Source organism: Streptomyces lanatus, assembly GCF_014655715.1.
Taxonomy (GTDB): domain Bacteria; phylum Actinomycetota; class Actinomycetes; order Streptomycetales; family Streptomycetaceae; genus Streptomyces; species Streptomyces lanatus.
In genome coordinates this window covers 252,362-272,757 of sequence record NZ_BNBM01000011.1, presented here as the reverse complement: position 1 = coordinate 272,757, position 20,396 = coordinate 252,362, and the positions used below count along the sequence as shown (strand labels likewise).

Here is a 20,396-nt window from a genome sequence, read left to right as displayed (position 1 = left end):
TTGCGGGGCGACGAAGCAGGGGTCCGGCAGCCGGCACCCCATTTCAGACAGTTGACGCAGAAGCGAGCAGAGTCCCTTCACTTTCGAAGCGAACTGTCCGTCGACCGTGCGAGATCGGTCGATGACGGTGTGTACTGTGCTGCGAGCGGCCCGCCGACCGGCGCCTCGACGGCCCTCGGAGCCAGCTCTGCCCGACCGCCCCGAACCGACCTCTGGAAACCGATTCGATGATCGAATTACCGGACCTGGCCACCGGCGGTCTCGCCGTCGGCATGGTGTCCGCACTGGCGTTGGGAGCCGGACTGCTGCGCGCACAGCGGCAACAGGCGCGCCAGCGGGCCGAGATCGCCGCGCTGCGTCGGCAACTCGACGGCGCGGCACGGGGGTTCACCGCCGAGATCGAGCATCTCGCGGCCCGGCGGATCCCGGCCGCCGCCCAGCAGATGACGCATTCCCATGTGACCGTTCCGGGCCCGCTGAGTCCCCGGATCGCGGAGTCGCCGCTGGGCCCGGCGCTGGAGCAGGTGCTGAACGGGATGCGCGTCGAACTGGCCGCGCAGCGCACCCGGATCGACGCCGCCGCACAGGCGGGCATGCGCGGGGCGACCCGCGAGATCCAGGCGGCCCTGTACCGGCTCCAGGACGCCTTGCGCGGGCTCCAACAGAAGTACGACGACCCGGAGTTGACGCAGACGCTGTTCCGGCTCGACCACGAGAACGAGCAGTCGCTGCGTCGGGCGCAGGTCGCCGCCGTGGTGTGCGGGGCCTGGGTGGGGCTCGCCCGTGAGGAGTCGCACCTGGTGGACGCGGTGACCGGCGGCCAGGCGCGGCTCGCCGGCTACCACCGGATCCGGATCCACAACCACCTCACGGCGGGCACCGCGCTGGTGTCCCACGCCGTCGAGCCGGTCGCGATCATCGTCGCCGAGCTCCTCGACAACGCGCTGCGGCACTCCGCGCCCGACACCGACGTCGTGGTGAATCTGGAGCACGTCCATCACGGGGTCTGCGTCACGGTGGACGACGCGGGACTGGGCATGACCCAGGAGGAACGCGCCCGCGCACAGCGGCTGGTGGCGGGATCCGAGCCGATTCTCCTGACCGAGCTGGGCGATCCGCCGCGCATGGGGCTCGCCGCGATCGGGCAGCTGACCCGGCAGTTCGATCTGGGCGTCGACCTGTCCTCGCCGTCGCCGTACGGCGGGGTGCGGGCGGTGCTGCGGGTCGACAGCCAGTTGCTGAGCCGTATCGACCCGGAGGAGCGACCGCCGGCGGCGAGCGCGGCGCGTTCCACGCGTCCGGCCGACCGGGACGACCGAGCCTCTCGGAAGGAGGGGTCCGGCGAGGCCGGCACCGAGTCCCCCGGCGCATCTCCCACCGCCCACGGATACGGCGCCGAGCACGACGACGCCTCCGACACCGCGTCCGGACATCACGCCCCGCCCGACACCGGCGGTCTGCCGCAGCGTCGGCGTCGGCCACGGCCCACCGCGACGCCCGCCACGCCCGCCGAGCCCGAGCCGATTCCCGAGGACCGCCGTCCGGAGCGGGCCGCCGCCGCGCTTGGTGCGTTGCAGGCCGGTACCGCCGCGGCCCGCTCGGCGGCCGACGGGGGCGACGTGAGCATCGACGCCCTCGGCGCCGTATCGGATGGTGTGCGGGAGACCGATCACACCGACCATGATCACGACCATGAAGGGGGAACGGCTCGATGACCAGCCGCGACACGGGAGACACGGCCTGGGTGCTCGAACCGATCCTGCAAGTGCCGCATGTGGTGGCCGCCGTGCTGCTCACGCGGGACGGGCTGGTGACCGGGTACACGGACGCGCTGACCCGGCCCTCGGCCGAGCGGGTCGCGGCGATCACCAGCACCGTGCAGGCGGCGTGCCGTACGGCGGCGGCCGCGTTCGCCGACCGGGAGCGGGCCGAGGTGCGCCAGGTCGTCATCGAGTCGGACCACGGGTACGTACTGATCGTGCCCACGGACCACGGCACTTGTGTGGCCGCGTACGGGGACGAGGAAGTCCGTCTGGATCTGCTGGCGCACCGGGTGCACTCGCAGGTGGCGCGGCTGGGCGAGAAGGCGATGGTCGCCGCGCCCCGAGGCGGCGACGGCGGCGCGTCGGCATGACCGGCCGCCGTGGCGGCCGCCCCCTGGTTCCCGCGTATCTGTCGACCGGCGGCGTGGCCCGGCCCAGTCGGCCCCAGCTGGAGCGGCTGTCGGTGCTCAGGAGCACCGGCGCACCCGCTCCGACCGGTCTTCCGGCGGCCCAACTCGCCCTGCTGGACGCCCTGGACGACGGTTCGCTCACGGTCGTGGAGGCGGCGGCGCTGCTGCGGTTGCCGGTGTCCGCCGTACGGGTCCTGGCGGGCGAGCTCATCGACCGGGACCTGGCGGCGTCCAGAGCGCCGATCCCGACCGCCGACCGCTTCGACCCCGACCTGCTGAAGAGAGTGGCCGATGGCCTTCGCGCCCTCAAGCACCCCCGGTGACACCGCGACCGCGACCGTGGACGTCCACCTGCCCGACACCGCCCGCGACCTGGTCAAGATCCTCGTCGCCGGCCCGTTCGGCGTGGGCAAGACGACCCTGATCGGCTCCGTCTCCGAGATCCGTCCGCTGCACACCGAGGAACCGATCAGCGAGGCGTCCGCCCCGCTGGACGATCTGGCCGGGGTACGGGACAAGGCGACGACGACCGTCGCCGTCGACTTCGGCCGGATCAGCCTGCCGGGCGGGGTCGTGCTGTATCTGTTCGGCACACCCGGGCAGGAGCGGTTCCGGGCGCTGTGGGACGACATCGCCTACGGCGCGCTCGGGGCGCTCGTGCTGGTCGACAGCCGACGTATCGACGCCTCGTTCGACGTTCTGGGGCTGGTGGAGGAGTCGGGGCTGCCGTACGCGGTCGCCTTCAACGCGTTTCCGGACGCGCCCCGGCATCACACCGAGGCGCAGTTGCGCGCCGCCCTGGACCTGGAGGCGGGCACCCCGATGGTGACGTGTGACGCGCGGGACGCGGACTCGTCCGTCGACGCGCTGCTCGCGCTGGTCCAGCATCTGATTGACCGTCAGACTCCTGAGAACCGAGGGCCGGTGACCGGATGACCACCCACTCCCGAGAAGCGAGGCAGGACTTCTCCCGCACGGCGCCCGTACGTCTGTGGGAGGACGGCTTCGCCCTCGACCCGTTCCCCTACTACGACACCCTGCGCGCCCAAGGGCCTGTCGGCTGGGCGGAGTTGGCGCCTGGCGTGCCGGCGTATGTCGTCACCGACCGGCGGGCGGCGCTGGATCTGCTGCACGACACCGACTCCTTCTCGCACGACCCGCGGCCGTGGGAGGCCACGGTCGCCGACGACTCGCCGGTCCTGGGCATGATGCGCTGGCGACCCAACACGCTGTTCGCCGACGGCGCGGCCCATGTCCGGTACCGCACCACGCTGATCGACACCTTCGACCGGATCGAACCGCACGACCTGCGGGCGCGGGTGCACCGGGCGGTGCGGGTGCTGGTGGACCGGATCCGGCCGAAGGGCGAGGCCGATCTGGTCTCCGAGTTCGCCCGGCCGCTGATGGCGCTGGTGTTCAACAGCCTGTTCGGGCTGCCGGACAGCCAGAGCGACCGGCTGAACTCCGCGCTGGGCAAGATGATGGAGGGCGGCGCCGAGGCGGCCGAGGGCGAGGCCGAGTTCGGCGGCTATGTGCTGGAGCTGATCGCGGCCAAGACCGAGCAGCGGGGCGACGACCTGCCGAGCCGGCTCCTCGACCACCCGGCCGGGCTCACCCCCGAGGAGGTCACCTGGCAGGTGTTCCTCACCCTGGGCGCCGGGCACGAGCCGACCGCCAACCTGGTGTCGAACGCCCTGTCCCGCATCCTCGGCAACCCGCTGTACTACTCCACTCTCACCAGCGGCGCCCGCCCCGTGACGGACGCGGTGGTGGAGGTGCTGCACCACGAGACGCCGCTGGCGAACTACGGCATCCACTACGCGCGCGGCCCGGTGTCCTTCCACGGCACCTGGATCAGGGCGGCGGTGCCGGTGGTGATCTCGTACGGGGCGCTGGCGCACTTCGCGGAGAAGGAGGTCACCGGCGGCCGGCATCCCCGGGACGCCTCGCATCTGTCCTGGTCGGCCGGCCCGCACGCCTGCCCGGTGCGCCAGCACACGCTGCTGATCGTCACCGAGGCGATCGAGCGGCTCACCCAGTGGCTGCCCGACCTGGAGCCGATGCTGCCCCGGGCGAGCCTGACCTGGCGGCCCGGCCCCTTCCACCGCTCGCTGACCTCGCTGCCCGTCCGGTTCAGCTCCAGCACCCCCGACCAGCCAGGAGTTCCCTCGTGACCGTGTCCGACCGCACCGACCGCTTCGCCCTCGACCCGTTCGGCGCCGACATCCCCGGCGAGAGCGCCCGACTGCGCGCCGCCGGCCCGATCGTGCCCGTGGACCTGCCGGGCGGCATCCCCGCGTGGGCGCCCACGGACTACGACACGCTCAAGAACCTGATCCTCGATCCCCGGGTCAGCAAGGATCCGCGGCAGCACTGGCGGCTGTGGCCCGAGATCGGCGAACACCCCTCGTGGGGCTGGATCCTGGGCTGGGTCGGCGTGGTCAATATGCTCTCGACGTACGGCCCCGACCACACCCGGCTGCGCAAGCTGGTCGCGCCGAGCTTCACCCAGCGGCGCACGGAGCTGATGCGGCCACGGGTGGAGGCGATCACCGCGGAGCTGCTCGACGCCCTCGACCGGGGCGAGTCCAAGGTCGATCTGAAGGCCGGTCTCGCCCATCCCCTGCCGATGCGGATGATCTGCGAACTGTTCGGTGTGCCCGAGGAGTTGCGGGAGGCGACCGGGACCCTCATCGCCGCGATCATGGACACCTCCGACCCGAGTCCGGAGCACGCGGCGTTCGTGCAGCAACAGATCGGCACGGTGCTGCCGGCCCTGATCGCGCACCGTGCCGAGCATCCCGGGGACGATCTGACCACCGAGCTGATCCGGGTGCGGGACGAGGACGGCGACCGGCTCAGCGACGAGGAGTTGCTGTACACCCTGCTGCTGGTGATCGGCGCCGGGTTCGAGACGACCGTCAATCTCATCGGCAACGCGGTCGTGGCCCTGCTGAGCCACCCCGAGCAGCTGGCCGCCGTACGGTCCGGGGAGATCGGCTGGGACGCGGTGATCGACGAGACGCTGCGGGTGCATCCGTCGATCGCGGCGCTGCCGCTGCGGTTCGCCGTCAGCGACATCGAGGTCGGTGGCGTGACGATCGCGGCCGGTGACGCCATCATCACGACGTTCGCAGCGGCGGGGGTGGATCCCGCCCACTACGGGCCCGACGCGGACACCTTCGACGCGTCGCGCGGGGCGGACGACCATCTTGCCTTCGGCATCGGGGTGCACCGGTGCATCGGCGCGCCGCTGGCCCGCGTCGAGGCCCTGACCGCGCTGCCCGCCCTCTTCGACCGCTTCCCCGAGCTGCGGCTGGCCGCCGGCGCGGAGGAGCTGCGTCAGGTGCCGTCTTTCATCGCGTTCGGCTGGCAGGAGATCCCGGTACTGCTGCGCGGCTGACCACACACGGCGCGGGGACCCGACCGGTCCCCCGTTCCGGTCGTGTCCCCGCGGAGAGTCGAATTTACGTCTGCGACACGGGCCTTGGGTATCGCGTCGATGCCCACTGTGGCGCCGAGAGCACTCACCCGTGCACAGGTGAGTCCGGATGGCCCGGTTTCGCCCGGTGCAGCGCGGGCTCGTCCAGATCACCGAGGGCGAGATGGGCCAGGACGACCTCGTACAGATCGCTGCCGCCGGCCAGGAGCTGGCGTTCGAGGACGGGTTCCGCGCTGCGGACGTGTTCGCGGACGGTCTGGGCGTGGACGCCGAGGGTCTGCGCCGTCCGTTCGGCGTTGCCGCCCTCGGCGATCCAGGTCCGCAGGGTGCGGCGCAGGTCCCGGGTGTCCTGGTCGAGGCGGGCGAGGACGTCCCGCGCCCAGGTGCGCATGGCGGGCCCGGCGATCAGCTCCCGCAGCGGCACGGCCGCCGGGTGCGTAGGACCGCTGTCGGCGGATGTGCCGGCCAGGCTCACCTGGATGTTGAGCGCGAGGTGCACCACGGCTCGGGCGGTCAGGTCGGTGAAGTCCGTGCCGAGGAGGGTTTCGACGCGTTCCATGCGAGCGCGGACGGTGTTGCGGCTGACGCCGAGGACCTTGGCGGCGCTGACCGCGGTGAACTCCAGGCCGAGGCGGGTGGTGGCGAGCAGTTCGGCGCGGGTGTGGTGCGGCAGGGTGTCGAGGGGGCGCAGCAGCCGGTCGGTCCACTCGCGTAGAGCTTTGGGGTCGATGAGCCGCTCGGGGTGGGTGCGTTCGGCGTACACCGCGGCCTTGTCGGGCCGGAAGTGGGCGACGGCGAGGGCGCTGACGGCCTGTCCGTAGGCGGTGGCGGTGCGGGCCAGGCTGTGGCGGGCGCTGCCGCCGATGAAGGTGCGGGGGCGCCGGCCTATGAGGGTCCTGAGTTCCCGGGCCTCCATCTCGCCGGGCGTCACGACGATGACGTGTTCGTCCACCGCCGGGCAGAGCACGACCAGCGCCCGCTCGCCGGTGACGTCGATGCATTCCCCGGCCAGCCGGTCGCGTTCCTCGGCGTTGCCCTCGACGACATGGACCCAGGCGCTGTCGGTATCGAGCAGGCCCGGCCACAGTCCCGCGGCGACGCGGCGTGCCGAGACGGTGTCCTCCACCATGAGCAGTTGCAGGATCGCCAGCCGCAGATCGGAGGTGGCCTGTTCGAGCCGGAGTCCGGCGGCGGTCGTCTCGCCCGCCTTCAGCAGGAGTTCGATGACCTGGACGGTGTGCGTGACGATGTCGGAGGCGCGCCGGTCGAAGGGCGTCTCGCGCGACACCGCGAGGACCCCCGCCGCGGCGGGGTTCGCATACGACACCCGCACCAGGCGCAGATGGCGGCCCCCGCCCTCCCAGGCGGCGGAGGCGATACGGCCCGCGGCGACTCCCGCGACGAGATGGTCGTCCAGCGGTGGCCGAGTGCCGGCGAGGAGTCTGCCCGTGTCGTCCTGGAGCGAGACGATGCCCTGCACGGCGTCCGCGAGCCAGGCGACGACCCGGCGGACGTCCCGCCCGTTCGGCCGTAGGTGATCCAGCAACTCCTGCGCCCAGTCCGAGCCGTCGGCGCCGCCCACCCCGGCCTGACGGTTGCCGTCCTCTCTGCCAGCCACTTCGGCGTTCACCTCGTCCTGCACTTATTCACAGCGTACCGACCGGGGACGTTACCTCACGAGTCCATGAGTCACGGGGTGGGCGAACGCCGGCCCGGGTGTGCAGGGCATAGGCTCGGCGAATGGCGAAGTACTTCGACGTGCACCCCGACAACCCTCAGCCGCGCACCATCGCCCAGGTCGCCGAGAGCGTCCGCTCGGGTGCGCTGATCGCGTATCCGACGGACTCCTGCTATGCGCTGGGCTGCCGGCTGGGCAGCCGTGACGGCATCGACCGGATCCGGACCATTCGCCGTCTGGACGACCGGCATCACTTCACCCTCGTCTGCCAGGACTTCGCGCAGCTCGGCCAGTTCGTGCGGATCGACAACGACGTGTTCCGGGCGATCAAGGCGTCGACACCCGGCAGCTACACGTTCATCCTGCCCGCGACGAGGGAGGTGCCGCGCATGCTGCAGCATCCGAAGAAGAAGACGGTCGGTGTGCGCATCCCCGACCATGTCGTCACCCAGGCCCTGCTCACGGAGCTCGGCGAGCCGCTGCTTTCCAGCACTCTCCTGCTGCCGGACGAGGAGGAGCCGATGACCCAGGGCTGGGAGATCAAGGACCGTCTCGATCATGTGCTGGACGCGGTGGTGGATTCCGGCGACTGCGGCACCGAGCCCACGACGGTGATCGACTTCTCGTCCGGGGAGGCCGAGGTCGTGCGCGAGGGGGCGGGCGACACGTCCCGGTTCGAGTAAAGCGGACCCCAAGCGCAAGGGGGTGCCGGGGCACGTTGGTTGGTGCATGAAAGCATGTGCGCGGACCCGGTTCCGCCGGGTCCGCGAGACCTGTTCGCCGTGGACCGCGCAGAGAGGCACCCCCCATGACCTCCGTACAGGGAACAGACGTCGACATCCCCACCGAGGACGGTGTCGCGGACGCGTACCTGGCCCGGCCGGACGACGGCCGGCCCCGGCCGGGTGTCCTTCTCTACCAGGACGCCTTCGGTCTGCGTCCGCACCTGCGGTCGATGGCCGACCGGCTCGCGGCAGCCGGCTACACGGTCCTGGTGCCGAACGTCTTCTACCGTCAAGGGCGCAGCCCGGTCTTCGAACTGCCCGAGTTCATCGACCCCGCCGCGCGCCCGGAGCTGTTCGAGAGCATCGTCCCGGCCATACAGGCCCTGACGCCGGAGCTCGTGGTGCGGGACGCCGGTGCCTATCTGCGCTGGATGGCCGAGCGGCCCGAGATCGCGGACGGTCCGGTCGCCCTCACCGGCTACTGCATGGGCACCCGGCTCGCGCTGCGCACCGCCGGCGCCTACCCGGACCGGGTGGCCGCCGCGGCCGGCTTCCACGGCGGTCAGCTGGCCACGGACGCGCCGGACAGCCCGCACCTGGTCGCCGAACACATCACCGCGGAGCTGTACTTCGGGCACGCCGACGCCGACCAGTCGATGCCGCCGGAGCAGATGGAGCGTCTCGCCGCCGCCCTCACCGCGGCCGGGGTGCGCCATCGGTACGAGGTGTACGAGGGCGCCCAGCACGGTTACACGCAGGCCGACACCTCGGCGTACGACGAGGCCGCGGCCGAGCGGCACTGGGCGGCGCTGCTGGATCTGCTGAAGCGGACCTTCTGAGCGCGGCGCCGGCGGTCGGCACGGGTTCGCGGCAGGGGCTCAGGGGCGCACCATGAACACGTCCACCGGGTCCTCGTTCTCGACCGTGAACCCGTGCCGTTCGTACAGCCGTCGAGCCGGGCTGCCCTGCAGCACGTTCAACCGGACGGGGACGCCGCCGCGCTCGCAACGCGCCAGCAGTTCGCGCAGCACGGCCGTGCCGATGCCGCTGCCCTGGAGATGGGGTGCCAGGTAGAAGTGCTCCAGCCAGTGGCCGTCCTCGGCCGGGCGCAGGGCGACGCAGCCCGCGAAGGTGCCGTTCACCTTGATCACCCAGGTGTGCGCCGGGTCGAATCCGTCGCGCAGCCGCTGCCGCACGCGCTGTGCGTCGTACCGTCCGAGCCGTTCCAGGTCCGCGCGCAGGACCACGGCGCGCAGCTCGGCCACCGCGTCCACGTCCGTCGACGAGGCCGGGCGTATGTCCCAGGAATCCACGATCGGCACGCTACCTCGCCGGTGTGGATGCGATGATCGAATCGTGACCGAGATACTGACGCCCCAGGACATCGCCCGCCGCACCGCCGCCGCTGCCGAGGCGGCCGTCGCGGCGGGGCGGGAGCTCGGGCTCACCGTGACCGATGCCCGGGTGCTGTACGAGCTGTTCTCCGTCGTCGTCCATCTCGCGCCCTCGCCGGTGGTGGCCCGGATCCCCACCGTGCTGTCGCGGCATGTGAGCCTCGACTCCCTGGCGCACCGTCAGCGGGCGGAGCTGGACGTGGCGCGGTGGCTCGCGGGTCAGGGTGTTCCGGTGATCCCGCCGAGCCCGCTCGTGCCGGCGGAGCCGGTTCGGCGTGACGGGTTCTCGATGACGTTCTGGCAGTTCGTCGAGGAGGACCGGGACAAGCGGACGGACTACGCGGCGAACGCGGCGATCACCGCCGATCTGCACGCGGCGCTGCGCACCTACCCGGGTGAGCTGTCGTTCCTGTCCGCGGTCGAGCCGGAGTTCATCGAGGAAGGCCTGGCCACGCTCGCGGAGAGTCCCGATCTCGTCGATCCGGCGGACCTGGACCGCGCACGCCGAGAGTGGCAGGTCCTGGCGCCGCTGGTGCGCTCACGCGCGACCTTCGAGGAACGGTTCCCGCACATCGACCTCCAGCCCATCCACGGCGACTCGCCGCCCGCGAACGTCTTCTCCGGCGTGGACGGGGACCTCTACTCCGACTTCGAGCTGGTCACGCTGGGGCCCGTCGAGTGGGACCTGGCGCAGCTCGGGCCCGAGCTCGAAGCCGCCTACGACCAGCAGGCTCGCGCAAATGGCATGAGGCCGCTGGACGAGGACGTCCTGAGGTTCGTGAACGCGGTGGGAATGCTGCGGATCATCGCCGCCCTGACGCTCGTACCTCAACTGCCCGCGCTGCGGGGGTACTTGACGCCGACCATCGAGCAGTGGAGGACGACCGCGTTCGCCGGAGGACTGGCCGGCTGACCCAAAGAGGGGCCGGCCTCACGCGCTTCCCGTGTCCGGTGCCGTCCCGCGGTGTGTCTCGCCGGACGTCGGTGGAAGCAGTGCGTCGAGCGCGCGGGCCGTGGCCGAGCCGGGCTCGGCGTGATAGATCGCAAGGATCTGGCCGCCCGAGTCGGTGATGGGGAGTTTCTCGCGGCGCAGTTCCAGCATGCCGACCTTCGGGTGGTTCACCCGCATCGTGCCTCCGGCGAGTGCGCTGACGTCGTGCCTGGCCCACAGTCGCCGGAAGGTGTCGCTGGCCAGCGACAGCTCGCCGACGAGCTGGACGATCCTCGGGTCGTCGACGTCGCTGCCCACGGACGTACGGAACCCGGCGACCAGGGCCCGTACCGCCTGCTCCCAGTCCGGGTAGAGGTCCCGCGCGGCGGGGTCGAGGAAGATCGAGTGCAGCCGGTTGATCCCGGGCCTGATACTGGGTGACACGGCGGTGGCCAGCGGGTTCGCGGCGAGCACGGTGAACATGCGGTTCTCCACGAACGCCGGCAGGCCGATCGCGTCGAGAAGCTGTCGGATGCCCACCGGCACCACCTCGCGGCGCGGCCTCCGAGCCGGGGCCGGGCGGGCCGTGGACAGGCTCAACAGGTGCTGTGTGGCGGCCTCGTCCAGCCGGAACACCCGGGCCAGCGCCTCCAGCACCTGCGGGGACGGGTTGCGGTCCCGGCCCTGCTCCAGGCGCAGGTAGTAGTCGGCGCTGACACCGGCGAGGGTCGCGACCTCCTCGCGGCGCAGCCCCGGTGTGCGGCGTACGCCCACCACCGGGAGCCCCACGTCCGCCGGGTCGGTCAGCTCACGGCGGGCCCGCAGATACTCCCCCAGCGCGTTCGGCCTGCTCATGTCGTCGATGCTACGAGCCGGCGGCGTGGCGTGCCTGGTCCTGTCGCCCCCAGGATGACCGGGGCCCACGCTGTCTCCGCCCGGTCTGCCTAGCGTCGGAGCTGCTCCCGGACACACCGGCGAGCGGAAGGGAACCATGACAGGCAACGAGCTTCCCGGCGGCACCTACCGCATGGGCGACCTCGCCCTCCCCCGGTTCGGCTACGGCGCCATGCAGCTGGCCGGGCCGGGCGTCTTCGGCCCGCCCGAGGACCGCGCGGCCGCCGTCGCCGTACTGCGCACGGCCGTGGAGTCGGGTGTGCGGCACATCGACACCTCCGACTTCTACGGTCCGTACGTCACCAACGAGATCATCCGTGAGGCGCTCGCGCCGTATCCGGAGGGCCTGCACATCGTCACCAAGGTCGGTGCCCGTCGCGACGAGCGGGGCGGGTGGCTGCCGGCACGTACCCCGGCCGAACTCGTGCAGCAGGTCCACGACAATCTGGGGCGGCTCGGTCTCGACACGCTGGACGTGGTGAATCTGCGCGTCGGCGGCTTCGACTCGCCGGAACCGGGCTCCATCGCGGAGCAGTTCGGTGCGCTGGCCGAGCTGCGCGAGCAGGGGCTGATCCGCCATCTCGGGCTGAGCACGGTCGACGCGGACCAGCTCGCCGAGGCCCAGGCCATCGCTCCCGTCGTGTGCGTCCAGAACTTCTACAACATCGCCAACCGCCAGGACGACGCGCTGCTCGACAGCACGGCGCGGCAGGGCATCGCCTATGTGCCGTACTGGCCGCTGGGCGGCATGTCGCCCCTGCAGTCGGACGCCCTGGACAAGGTCGCCGCGCGGCTGGACACCACGCCGATGTCCGTGGCCCTCGCCTGGCTGCTGCAGCGCTCACCGAACCTGCTGCTCATCCCGGGCACGTCCTCGGTGCGGCACCTGCGCGAGAACATCGCGGGCGCCGCGCTGGAGCTGCCCGAGGACGCGGTCGCCGAGCTGGACGGGATCGGGGGGCGTGGAGTGACGGCGCGTCCGTGAGGCCGACGTGTCCTGCCATCGACCGGCTGCGGTCAGGCTCACGGAGCGGCCCTCTCCCGACATGCCGCCACGCCCATGACCGCCACCGCCGCCAGGGCGAGACCGGCGCCGACGTGGAGGGGTGCGGTGTAGCCGAGGCCCGTGGTGAGGGCCGTGCCGCCGAGCCAGGCGCCGAGGGCGTTGCCGATGTTGGACGCGGAGACGTTGGCGCCGGCGGCCAGGGCGGCTCCGTGGGCGGCGTCCGTGACGCGGGTGATGAGGCCGGGTACGGCGGCGAAGCCGGTGACGCCCATCAGGAACGTCAGGGCCACCGACGCGACGGCGTTGTGGGCCAGCAGTCCGAACGCGGCCAGGACGAGGGCGAGTCCGAGGAGGGAGAGGACGAGGGCGCGGTCGCGGTCGTGGTCGGCCGCGCGTCCGCCGATCGCGTTGCCGACGACGAGGCCCATGCCGTACACCATCAGCAACCAGGGGACGTCCGTCGCAGAGAAGCCGCCGACCTCGGTGAATGTGTAGGCGATGTAGGTGAAGGCGCCGAACATGCCGCCGTAGCCGAGCGCGGTGGCCGTCAGTGTGAGCCAGACCTGGGTGGAGCGGAACGTGCGGAGCTGGGCCCGTACGCCACTCGGCGGCGACGCCGGCAACCGCGTCGGGCCGGGGACGAGGGCGACGATTCCCGCCAGCGCCAGCACCCCGATCGCGGTGACCGCCCAGAACGCCGCCCGCCAGCCCCAGCGCTCGCCGACCCACGCGCCGAACGGCACGCCCAGCACATTGGCGACGGTCAGCCCGGCGAACATGACGGCCACCGCGCGGGACTTGCGCTCCGGGGCGACGAGGGAGCGCGCGACCAGCGAGCCGATGCCGAAGAACGAGCCGTGGCACAGCGCCGCGACGATCCGGCCCAGCATCATCACCGCATAGCCGGGGGCGACGGCGGACAGCAGGTTGCCGATGACGAACAGCGCCAGCAGGCCGACCAGGGTCACCTTGTGGGGCAGGCGTGTCGTCGCCGCGGTCAGGGCGATGGCGCCGATCGCGACGCTCAGCGCGTAGCCGGAGATCAGCCGGCCGGCCGCCGCCTCGGACACCGCGAAGCTCCTCGCCACCTGTGGCAGCAGCCCGGCGATCAGGAACTCGGTCAGCCCGATGCCGAAGCCGCCGAGGGCGAGCGCGATCAGACCGGCCGGTGTCCGTCGCCGTTCGGGTGGGTACTCGCGGGCGGGGAAGTCCGTGTCGCGCGCGCCGATTTCGCTCATGGGTCCACAGTCACTCGCGGCCGTGCACCGGGCCCATGGACAAAGACCGGCGACGCTTGGACGAACCGCGCCGGGTCGCCCATGTGCGGCCCTGGAGCGGTGGGCGCAAGCTTGTAGGCGTGTCCTGACCGCCCGCCGGCAGCACCAGACCGTAGGGAGCATTCGGATGACTTCGATGGAGAACCTGCCGGACGTGGTGTCGCGCGAGGAGTGGCGGGCCGCCCGCAGGGAACTCCTGGCCAAGGAGAAGGAGGTCACCCGGGCACGCGACCGGGTCAACGCCGAGCGGCGGCGGCTGCCGATGGTCCGCGTCGACAAGCCGTACACCTTCGAGGGGCCGGACGGGCGGGTCTCGCTGCCCGACCTGTTCGAGGGGCGCCCGCAGCTCGTGATGCACCACTTCATGTGGACGTACGACATCGACGACGACGGCACCGAGCATCCCCGTGACACGGGCTGCCCCAGTTGCTCGTCGGCGGCCGACCAGATCCCGGTGAGGCTGCGCCAGCTGCATGCCCGCAACACGTCCCTGGTCGCGGTGACCCGGGCGCCGTACGCGAAGCTCGCGGCGTACCGCGAGCGCATGGGCTGGACGTTCCCCTGGTACTCCTCGGCCGGCAGCGACTTCAACTACGACTTCCACGCCACCGTCGACGAACGTGTCGCCCCCGTCGAGATCGACCAGCGCAGTGCGGAGGAACTGGCCGAGGTCGGGACGCCGTGGGAGGAGTGGATGCGCGGCGACTATCCGGGGATCAGCGCGTTCCTGCGGGTCGGGGACGACGTCTTCCACACGTACTCCACGTACGGGCGCGGGATCGAGGAGTTCCACAACGGCTATCCGTATCTCGATCTCACCGCGCTGGGCCGTCAGGAGGCGTGGGAGGAGCCGAAGGGCCGGGCGCGTCCGCTGGGCCTGAATGTCGGCGGGCCCGGGATGCGGCTGCCCGACGAGTACGACGTCTGACGGTGGTTGGGCGGAACCGCGCGGGAGGGGCGGTCGACGGGTGGCGAGCGTGTCTGCTCGCGGGGGCGGTGTTCGCCGTGTGCATGGCCGGCACCACGCTGCCGACTCCGCTGTACGGCCACTACCAGGACAAGTTCGGGTTCTCCGAGCTGACGGTCACAGTGGTGTACGCCGTCTACGCCTTCGCGGTCATCGCTGTGCTGCTGCTCACGGGCAACGCCTCGGACACCGTGGGCCGGCGGCCGGTGGTCCTGTCGGCGCTGGGCTTCGCGGCCGCGAGCGCCGTCTGCTTCCTGGGCGCGACGGCGCTCGGTTGGCTGTATGTGGGGCGGCTGCTGTCGGGGCTGTCGGCGGGGCTGATCACGGGGGCGGCCACGGCGTATGTCATGGAGCTGGCGCCGCGTGGTGGTGCCGCCCGGGCCACGTTCGTGGCGACCGCCGCCAACATGGGCGGCCTGGGGTGTGGGCCGCTGCTCGCCGGGGTGCTGGCGCAGTACGCTCCCTGGCCGCTGTATCTGCCGTTCGTGGTGCATCTGGCCCTGGTGGCCTGCTCGGTCGCGGTGGTGCTGTGGCTCCCGGAGACCGTGCGGGAGCGGCGGCCGGCGGGCAGCGTGCGGCCGCAGAGGCCCAGCCTGCCGCCGCAGGTGCGGTCCGTGTTCGGGCCGGCGGCGACCGCCTCGTTCGTGGGGTTCGCCCTGTTCGGTGTGTTCACCTCGGTCAGCCCGGCATTCCTCGCGGAGTCCCTGGACGAACGCAACCACGCCGTCAGCGGCCTGGTCGTCGCGCTGGCCTTCTTCGCCTCGACCGCCGGGCAACTGGCCGTCGGACGGGTCGGGGTGAGCCGGTCGCTGCCGCTGGGCTGCGCGGCGCTCCTCGTCGGCCTGGCGCTGCTCGCCGGTGCGCTGTGGTGGGATCTGCTGGCGCTGGTGGTGGCGAGCGCGGTCGTCGGCGGGAGCGGTCAGGGGCTGTCGTTCCGCGCGGCGCTGTCCGCGGTGGCCGAGGCGTCCCCCGCGGACCAGCGGGCGGCCGTGATCTCGACGCTGTTCGTGGTGGCGTACGGCGGGATCTCCCTGCCGGTCGTCGGGGTCGGGGTGCTGACTGGTCCGATCGGTCTGGAGGGGGCGGGGCTGGTGTTCATAGCCTGTATGACGGTCCTGGTCCTGACGGCCGCCGGGTATCTGCTCCGGCGGCCGGTGCCGGTGCGGGCGTGACCGCGGCTATACGGCTCCTGGCAGCGCGGCGAGCCACTCCGTGAGCAGTCGGTTGGTGTCCTGGGGGCGTTCCTGCTGGATCCAGTGGCCGCAGCCGTCGAGGATGTGCGAGGAGCGCAGGCCGGGCAGGGTCGTCGGGTAGGCCTCGATCGCGTCGGACAGCCATGTGGTGGAGGCGTCGAGGGCGCCGCCGAGGAAGAGCGACGGCTGGGTGAGGGGGACGCCGGTGTGGTCGGCCAGGTCGGCCCAGTCGCGGTCCATGTTCCGGTAGCGGTTGAGGGCCCCGGTCATTCCGGTGCGTTCGAACTCCCCCGCGTAGACGTCCAGGTCGGCCTCGTCGAGCCAGCCGGGCAGCCGGCCGGCGGGGAACCGGTCGCGCAGTGTGCCGCCGGGGGTGACGAAGTGCGGGTCGGGGGCGTCGGCGTCCGGCATGGTATCGGCGGACAGGGCGGCGTAGAAGCCCGCGAGCCAGCCCCTGACGTCGGGCTCGATCTCGGCCTCGGCCCGGCCGGGCCGCTGGAAGTAGGGGACGTAGAACTCCTCCGGGCCGCCCATGCCCGCGAACACCTCGCTCGGTTTCGGCCCGCCGGGCGGGGTGTAGGGCACGCTCAGCAGTCCGACCGCGCGGAACACGTCGGGACGCAGCAGTGCCGAGGTGGCGGCGATGTTCGCGCCCCAGTCGTGGCCCACGACGACCGCGGACCGTTCGCCGAGGGCGTCCACGACGGCCACGTTGTCCGCGACCAGCTCCAGCATCCGGTACGAGTCGAGCGCGTCGGGCCTGGAGGAGCGGCCGTATCCGCGCACGTCGATGGCGACGGCGCGGTATCCGGCCGCCGCGAGGGCGGGGAGCTGGTGGCGCCATGAGTACCAGCACTCGGGGAAACCGTGCACGAGGAGGACCAGGGGGCCGGTGCCCTGTTCGGCGAGGTGGAGTCGGCCGGCGGGGGTGGGGACCAGGCGGTGGATGACCTCGGTGTACGGCATGTTTCCCTCCGTGATTGCGCGGGTTTCGTCATCCTGCGTTGGCCGGGAGAGGGGTCGCGAGCTTCTTTGCCAGTTCGGCAAAGGCCGCTGGGACCGTCTCCTCAAGATCCCGCCAGCGCCCGCCGCAGACACTCCGCAAGCTGCCCCGCGATCCTGCCGTCGGGGTCGAGCCGCGGGTTGAAGATCGTGACGTCAAACCCCACAGCCCCCGGCTCCCCCAGTGCCGTGACCAGCACACTCTCCAGCTCCCCCCAGCTCAGCCCACCCGGCTGCCGATAGTCCACGGCCGGCATGACGGCGTCGTCCAGGACATCGACGTCAAGGTGCACCCAGAACCCGTCGCTCGCACCGGCGGTCAGCCGCTCGAGGGCCCGGCGTGCGGCCGTGTCCGCTCCGGCCGCGCGCACGCCGTCGAGGTCGATCGCGTGCAGCGCGGTCGGCAGGGGCTGCATTCCGGCCTCGGTCGATTCGTCCGTGTCGCGGAAGCCGAGGGCCACGACGTCCTCGTCCCGCAGCAGGGGGCCGCGGCCCTCCAGGTCGGTGAGCAGCCGAGGGCCGCGCCCGGTGGCCAGGGCGAGTTCCATGGAGGCCGCTTCACCATTCGGTTCGGCCGAGGGCTGGTAGAAGTCGGTGTGGCCGTCGAGGAACAGCAGACCGGGGCGGCCGCGGCGGCGCAGGGCGAGGAGGTTGCCGAGCAGGATCGTGCAGTCGCCGCCGAGGACGACCGGGAAGCGTCCGCCGTCGAGGACGTCGCCGACGACGTCGGCCAGCCGGACGGAGTACTCCGCGATGCCGTGCGGGTTGAGAACACCGCTGGTGGCGTCGCGTGTCGCGTCATACGGTGGGGGCTCGATGCGGCCGGCCCGTACCGCGTCGAGACCTTCGAGCAGCCCTGCCTCCAGCAGAGCCCGGGGCAGCTCCTCGACCCCGGACGGCCGCAGACCGAGCACGGACGGCGCCTCGATGACCGCGAGCTGCCGCATGTCCGGCCCCTTTCCACCACCACTGTCCATGTATGCCACATCCACCGGGCCGACACCACTCGTGCCCTTAGCACGCCCACCCGCCCCCGGTCCCCCTCTGGCCGAATCTCACCCCTCCCTGACCGGAGCCGACTCCCCGTAATACAGACTTCAACGGCTACCGGCGGTAAACGCTTGCTTTACGCTCTCTTGCCCCGTACACCTTGCTCGACAACTGGCCATGACTCTGGGGGGAGTTGGCATATGCAAGGGACGGTTGACGGGTTCCGCTATGGTGCGGTGACCCCGCTGGCGGCCTATCTGATGGCCTGCCTGGGAGGGGCGTTGGGGCTGCGGTGCATCGTGCGCTCGCTGCCCGGCGGACAGTCGTGGAAGCCGGGCTGGCTGGCGCTCGGCGCCGCGTCGATCGGCTGCGGCATCTGGACGATGCACTTCATCGCCATGATCGGATTCCAGGTCGAGGAGACCCGGATCCGGTACGACACGGGGCTGACCGTCCTCAGTCTCGCCGTGGCGATCGTCGTGGTCGGCATCGGCGTGTTCATCGTCGGCTATCGCGGCGCCGGACGGGGCGCGCTGACCTGCGCGGGCGTCATCACCGGCCTAGGGGTGGCGGCGATGCACTACCTGGGGATGGCGGCGCTGCGCCTCGACGGCGAAATCGAGTACGACGTGCTCACCGTGGGGCTGTCCGTACTGATCGCGATCGTCGCCGCGACGGCCGCGCTGTGGGCGGCGGTGACCATCCGCGGTTTCCTGACCAGCCTCGGTGCGAGTCTGATCATGGGGGTGGCGGTCTCCGGGATGCACTACACGGGCATGGCGGCCGTCAGTGTCCATCTGCACGGCGCGACGGGCGCCTCGTGGGCCGGCGACTCGCCCAGCTCACTGCTGCTGCCGATGCTGCTGGGGCCGGTCATCTTCCTGGTACTGGCCGGAGTGGTCGTGATGTTCGACCCGCTCCTCGTCCTCGGCGACGTCGAGCGGCGTGGAGAGACCGAACCGGGACCGGGCGGCGTCCCGGCCCAACAGCCCCACCCCGACTCGGAGTTCGGGGCACAGCCGCCACGCCGCAAGACATACGCTCGCAGGCGGTGACCGGAAGAGGGGGCGGGGGTGCGCCGACGCGCCGTACTCCCGCACCCCCTCTCGGCGTTCTCTAGATCATTGTTACGGTGCACAAGTGTCTGACTCCTCACGCGATACCGCCGAAGGCGCCGGCTGGGGCGCCGCCGAACTCGGCAGCTACAAAGGGCTGATGCCGAGCAAGGTCGAGAAGATCTCCTGGCTCGACCCCCGGATGCTGTGGGCCGCGCGCAATGGTGTGCTGGCGGGCTGGTTCGGGGACCCCACGGGCCGCACCCGAAGCCGCTGGGTCGCTCAGCGCACGGCCGCCGGCGCCCCCGCCGACAAGGTGATCCGGCGCGAGGACCCCGACCGGTTCTCGTTCCTGGTCATCGGCGACACCGGCGAGGGCGACGACCCTCAGTACTCCGTCGTGCCGGGCCTTTTGAAGACAGGCCAGGACACCAGCTTCGCCGTCCTCGCCAGCGATGTGATCTATCCGGTGGGCAGCGCCGACGACTACGGCAGCAAGTTCTTCCGCCCGTACCAGGACTATCGGGCGCCCATATACGCGATACCGGGCAACCACGACTGGTACGAGGATCTCGGCGCGTTCATGCGCGTCTTCTGCGACGACGCCCCGCCCCTCGCACCGGAGCCCGCGCCACGCGTCCTCAGCCGGGCCTGGCTGCGGCAGCTGCTGTGGCACCGGCCGCGCAAGGGTGACGGACAACGTCTGGACCAGGCACGGCAGTTGAGGTCGACCGCCGCCCAACAGACCGTCCAGCCGGGACCGTACTGGGCGATCGACGCCGGGCCGGTGCGGATCATAGGCATCGACACCGGACTGCTCGGCACCATCGACGCCGAACAAGGCGCATGGCTGCGCGAGGTCTCGCAGAACCCGCGCCCGAAGATCCTCATCACCGGCTCGCCCCTCTACGTCGACGGCGAGCACCACCCCTGCACCATCGAGGGCGGCGGCACCGTCGACGAGATAGTCCGCGACCCGGCGCACCACTACGTCGCGGCGATAGGCGGCGACATCCACAACTACCAGCGCTACCCGGTCCAGGTCGACGGCCGCACCATCCAGTACGTGGTCTCGGGCGGCGGCGGTGCCTTCATGCACGCCACCCACACCATCCCCCGGGTCGACATCGCGAACGTCACCGAGAAGGAGTTCCGCTGCTATCCGCTGCGCGGCGACTCCCTGGCCTTCTACAGCAAGCTCTACGGCCGCCGACTGTGGCTGCGCCGCTTCTTCACCCTCAGCGAGGCCGAGGCGACGGCCGTGATCGCCGAGCGGCTGCAGTACCAGCCGGGCCGTGCCGCGCCCCAGGACGCCCGCATCACCTGGCGCACCCGCCTGGTCGCGGGCCTGCTGGGCACCGGCCGCCGCCCCGACCGGGCCAAGCGCTTCCGGCTCCCGGTGCGCAAGATCTACACCTCGCTCTTCTCCCCGAGCTCGGCGACGTACAGTCCGCCGTTCTTCAAGCAGTTCCTCCGCCTGGACGTCACCCCGGAGACGGTCCGCCTGCGCTGCTACGCCGCGACGGGTAGCCGTGCCCAGGAACTGGACCCGCCGGTGGAGGACGAGGTGACGATCCCCTTGAAGTGAACGTGGGCGGGGGTGGGGGTGGGGAACACCTCGGGCCGTGATCGAGTTGGCACCAGGACAGGCCCATTGAAAGTTCAACGA

At 71.7% G+C, this 20,396-nt stretch carries 20 protein-coding genes; 14 read left to right on the top strand and 6 right to left on the bottom strand.

Annotated features, from left to right (window positions below; translation table 11 throughout):
• Window positions 1-227: 227 nt before the first annotated feature.
• From IE325_RS27885 to IE325_RS27860, 6 genes are read left to right on the top strand one after another with little or no spacing between them, the layout of a single operon-like run.
• The gene (locus IE325_RS27885) at window positions 228-1,715 is read left to right on the top strand and encodes an ATP-binding protein (protein ID WP_190072832.1); all 1,488 of its coding nucleotides are present in this window, start codon (window positions 228-230) and stop codon (window positions 1,713-1,715) included.
• Window positions 1,712-2,134 (top strand): roadblock/LC7 domain-containing protein, encoded by a 423-nt coding sequence (locus IE325_RS27880; protein WP_190072831.1) that lies wholly within the window; start codon window positions 1,712-1,714, stop codon window positions 2,132-2,134. Before IE325_RS27885 ends, IE325_RS27880 begins: the two co-directional genes overlap by 4 nt.
• On the top strand, window positions 2,131-2,496 hold the full coding sequence (locus IE325_RS27875) for a DUF742 domain-containing protein (RefSeq protein WP_190072830.1): 366 nt from the start codon (window positions 2,131-2,133) through the stop codon (window positions 2,494-2,496). Before IE325_RS27880 ends, IE325_RS27875 begins: the two co-directional genes overlap by 4 nt.
• Window positions 2,465-3,109 carry a GTP-binding protein gene (locus IE325_RS27870; protein ID WP_190072829.1) on the top strand — a complete coding sequence of 215 codons (645 nt, stop codon included), beginning with the start codon at window positions 2,465-2,467 and terminating at the stop codon, window positions 3,107-3,109. The genes IE325_RS27875 and IE325_RS27870 overlap by 32 nt, the downstream gene beginning before the upstream one ends.
• Window positions 3,106-4,347: a cytochrome P450 family protein gene (locus tag IE325_RS27865; protein WP_190072828.1), complete on the top strand. Its 1,242-nt coding sequence runs from the start codon at window positions 3,106-3,108 to the stop codon at window positions 4,345-4,347. The genes IE325_RS27870 and IE325_RS27865 overlap by 4 nt, the downstream gene beginning before the upstream one ends.
• Window positions 4,344-5,576, top strand: coding sequence for a cytochrome P450 family protein (locus IE325_RS27860; protein ID WP_190072827.1), 1,233 nt, complete (start codon window positions 4,344-4,346; stop codon window positions 5,574-5,576). Before IE325_RS27865 ends, IE325_RS27860 begins: the two co-directional genes overlap by 4 nt.
• A gap of 124 nt (window positions 5,577-5,700) precedes the next feature.
• Here the strand turns inward: IE325_RS27860 and IE325_RS27855 are convergent, their stop codons facing one another.
• Window positions 5,701-7,233 (bottom strand): helix-turn-helix domain-containing protein, encoded by a 1,533-nt coding sequence (locus IE325_RS27855; protein ID WP_190072826.1) that lies wholly within the window; start codon window positions 7,231-7,233, stop codon window positions 5,701-5,703.
• A 122-nt stretch (window positions 7,234-7,355) separates the two neighbouring features.
• On the opposite strand from IE325_RS27855, the gene IE325_RS27850 reads away from it, so the two are divergent.
• Together IE325_RS27850 and IE325_RS27845 are read left to right on the top strand one after the other, a co-directional pair.
• Window positions 7,356-7,976 carry an L-threonylcarbamoyladenylate synthase gene (locus IE325_RS27850; protein WP_190072825.1) on the top strand — a complete coding sequence of 207 codons (621 nt, stop codon included), beginning with the start codon at window positions 7,356-7,358 and terminating at the stop codon, window positions 7,974-7,976.
• Window positions 7,977-8,101: 125 nt separating this feature from the next.
• A complete protein-coding gene (locus IE325_RS27845; protein ID WP_190072824.1) occupies window positions 8,102-8,857 on the top strand; it encodes a dienelactone hydrolase family protein in 756 nt (251 codons plus the stop codon).
• Window positions 8,858-8,896: 39 nt separating this feature from the next.
• On the opposite strand, the gene IE325_RS27840 is transcribed toward IE325_RS27845, so the two are convergent.
• Window positions 8,897-9,331, bottom strand: a complete 435-nt coding sequence (locus tag IE325_RS27840) for a GNAT family N-acetyltransferase (protein ID WP_190072823.1) — start codon at window positions 9,329-9,331, stop codon at window positions 8,897-8,899.
• Between the two features lie 43 nt (window positions 9,332-9,374).
• On the opposite strand from IE325_RS27840, the gene IE325_RS27835 reads away from it, so the two are divergent.
• Window positions 9,375-10,325: a phosphotransferase gene (locus IE325_RS27835; protein ID WP_190072822.1), complete on the top strand. Its 951-nt coding sequence runs from the start codon at window positions 9,375-9,377 to the stop codon at window positions 10,323-10,325.
• Window positions 10,326-10,343: 18 nt separating this feature from the next.
• On the opposite strand, the gene IE325_RS27830 is transcribed toward IE325_RS27835, so the two are convergent.
• Window positions 10,344-11,198 (bottom strand): helix-turn-helix transcriptional regulator, encoded by an 855-nt coding sequence (locus tag IE325_RS27830; protein ID WP_190072821.1) that lies wholly within the window; start codon window positions 11,196-11,198, stop codon window positions 10,344-10,346.
• Window positions 11,199-11,334: 136 nt separating this feature from the next.
• Between IE325_RS27830 and IE325_RS27825 the strand changes: the two genes are divergently transcribed.
• Window positions 11,335-12,222, top strand: coding sequence for an oxidoreductase (locus IE325_RS27825; RefSeq protein WP_190072820.1), 888 nt, complete (start codon window positions 11,335-11,337; stop codon window positions 12,220-12,222).
• 38 nt (window positions 12,223-12,260) lie between these two features.
• On the opposite strand, the gene IE325_RS27820 is transcribed toward IE325_RS27825, so the two are convergent.
• Window positions 12,261-13,481, bottom strand: coding sequence for an MFS transporter (locus IE325_RS27820; protein WP_190072819.1), 1,221 nt, complete (start codon window positions 13,479-13,481; stop codon window positions 12,261-12,263).
• 166 nt (window positions 13,482-13,647) lie between these two features.
• Between IE325_RS27820 and IE325_RS27815 the strand changes: the two genes are divergently transcribed.
• On the top strand, window positions 13,648-14,448 hold the full coding sequence (locus IE325_RS27815) for a DUF899 domain-containing protein (RefSeq protein WP_190072818.1): 801 nt from the start codon (window positions 13,648-13,650) through the stop codon (window positions 14,446-14,448).
• A 2-nt stretch (window positions 14,449-14,450) separates the two neighbouring features.
• Complete coding sequence (locus tag IE325_RS27810; RefSeq protein WP_229912078.1) at window positions 14,451-15,659, top strand: MFS transporter; 1,209 nt, start codon at window positions 14,451-14,453, stop codon at window positions 15,657-15,659.
• Window positions 15,660-15,665: 6 nt separating this feature from the next.
• Here the strand turns inward: IE325_RS27810 and IE325_RS27805 are convergent, their stop codons facing one another.
• A complete protein-coding gene (locus IE325_RS27805) occupies window positions 15,666-16,646 on the bottom strand; it encodes an alpha/beta fold hydrolase (protein WP_190072816.1) in 981 nt (326 codons plus the stop codon).
• A gap of 101 nt (window positions 16,647-16,747) precedes the next feature.
• Window positions 16,748-17,629: an arginase family protein gene (locus tag IE325_RS27800; protein ID WP_190072815.1), complete on the bottom strand. Its 882-nt coding sequence runs from the start codon at window positions 17,627-17,629 to the stop codon at window positions 16,748-16,750.
• Window positions 17,630-17,872: 243 nt separating this feature from the next.
• Here IE325_RS27800 and IE325_RS27795 point away from each other — a divergent pair, with 243 nt between their 5' ends.
• Together IE325_RS27795 and IE325_RS27790 are read left to right on the top strand one after the other, a co-directional pair.
• A complete protein-coding gene (locus IE325_RS27795; protein ID WP_190072814.1) occupies window positions 17,873-18,727 on the top strand; it encodes an MHYT domain-containing protein in 855 nt (284 codons plus the stop codon).
• 85 nt (window positions 18,728-18,812) lie between these two features.
• A complete protein-coding gene (locus IE325_RS27790) occupies window positions 18,813-20,315 on the top strand; it encodes a metallophosphoesterase family protein (RefSeq protein ID WP_190072813.1) in 1,503 nt (500 codons plus the stop codon).
• Window positions 20,316-20,396 lie beyond the last annotated feature (81 nt).

Bases quoted from the DNA above. Each gene is read 5' to 3' on its own strand.
- IE325_RS27885 (WP_190072832.1), top strand. From the start codon at position 228: ATGATCGAATTACCGGACCTGGCCACCGGCGGTCTCGCCGTCGGCATG.
- IE325_RS27880 (WP_190072831.1), top strand. From the start codon at position 1,712: ATGACCAGCCGCGACACGGGAGACACGGCCTGGGTGCTCGAACCGATC.
- IE325_RS27875 (WP_190072830.1), top strand. From the start codon at position 2,131: ATGACCGGCCGCCGTGGCGGCCGCCCCCTGGTTCCCGCGTATCTGTCG.
- IE325_RS27870 (WP_190072829.1), top strand. From the start codon at position 2,465: ATGGCCTTCGCGCCCTCAAGCACCCCCGGTGACACCGCGACCGCGACC.
- IE325_RS27865 (WP_190072828.1), top strand. From the start codon at position 3,106: ATGACCACCCACTCCCGAGAAGCGAGGCAGGACTTCTCCCGCACGGCG.
- IE325_RS27850 (WP_190072825.1), top strand. From the start codon at position 7,356: ATGGCGAAGTACTTCGACGTGCACCCCGACAACCCTCAGCCGCGCACC.
- IE325_RS27845 (WP_190072824.1), top strand. From the start codon at position 8,102: ATGACCTCCGTACAGGGAACAGACGTCGACATCCCCACCGAGGACGGT.
- IE325_RS27830 (WP_190072821.1), bottom strand. From the start codon at position 11,198: ATGAGCAGGCCGAACGCGCTGGGGGAGTATCTGCGGGCCCGCCGTGAG.
- IE325_RS27825 (WP_190072820.1), top strand. From the start codon at position 11,335: ATGACAGGCAACGAGCTTCCCGGCGGCACCTACCGCATGGGCGACCTC.
- IE325_RS27820 (WP_190072819.1), bottom strand. From the start codon at position 13,481: ATGAGCGAAATCGGCGCGCGCGACACGGACTTCCCCGCCCGCGAGTAC.
- IE325_RS27815 (WP_190072818.1), top strand. From the start codon at position 13,648: ATGACTTCGATGGAGAACCTGCCGGACGTGGTGTCGCGCGAGGAGTGG.
- IE325_RS27805 (WP_190072816.1), bottom strand. From the start codon at position 16,646: ATGCCGTACACCGAGGTCATCCACCGCCTGGTCCCCACCCCCGCCGGC.
- IE325_RS27800 (WP_190072815.1), bottom strand. From the start codon at position 17,629: ATGCGGCAGCTCGCGGTCATCGAGGCGCCGTCCGTGCTCGGTCTGCGG.
- IE325_RS27795 (WP_190072814.1), top strand. From the start codon at position 17,873: ATGCAAGGGACGGTTGACGGGTTCCGCTATGGTGCGGTGACCCCGCTG.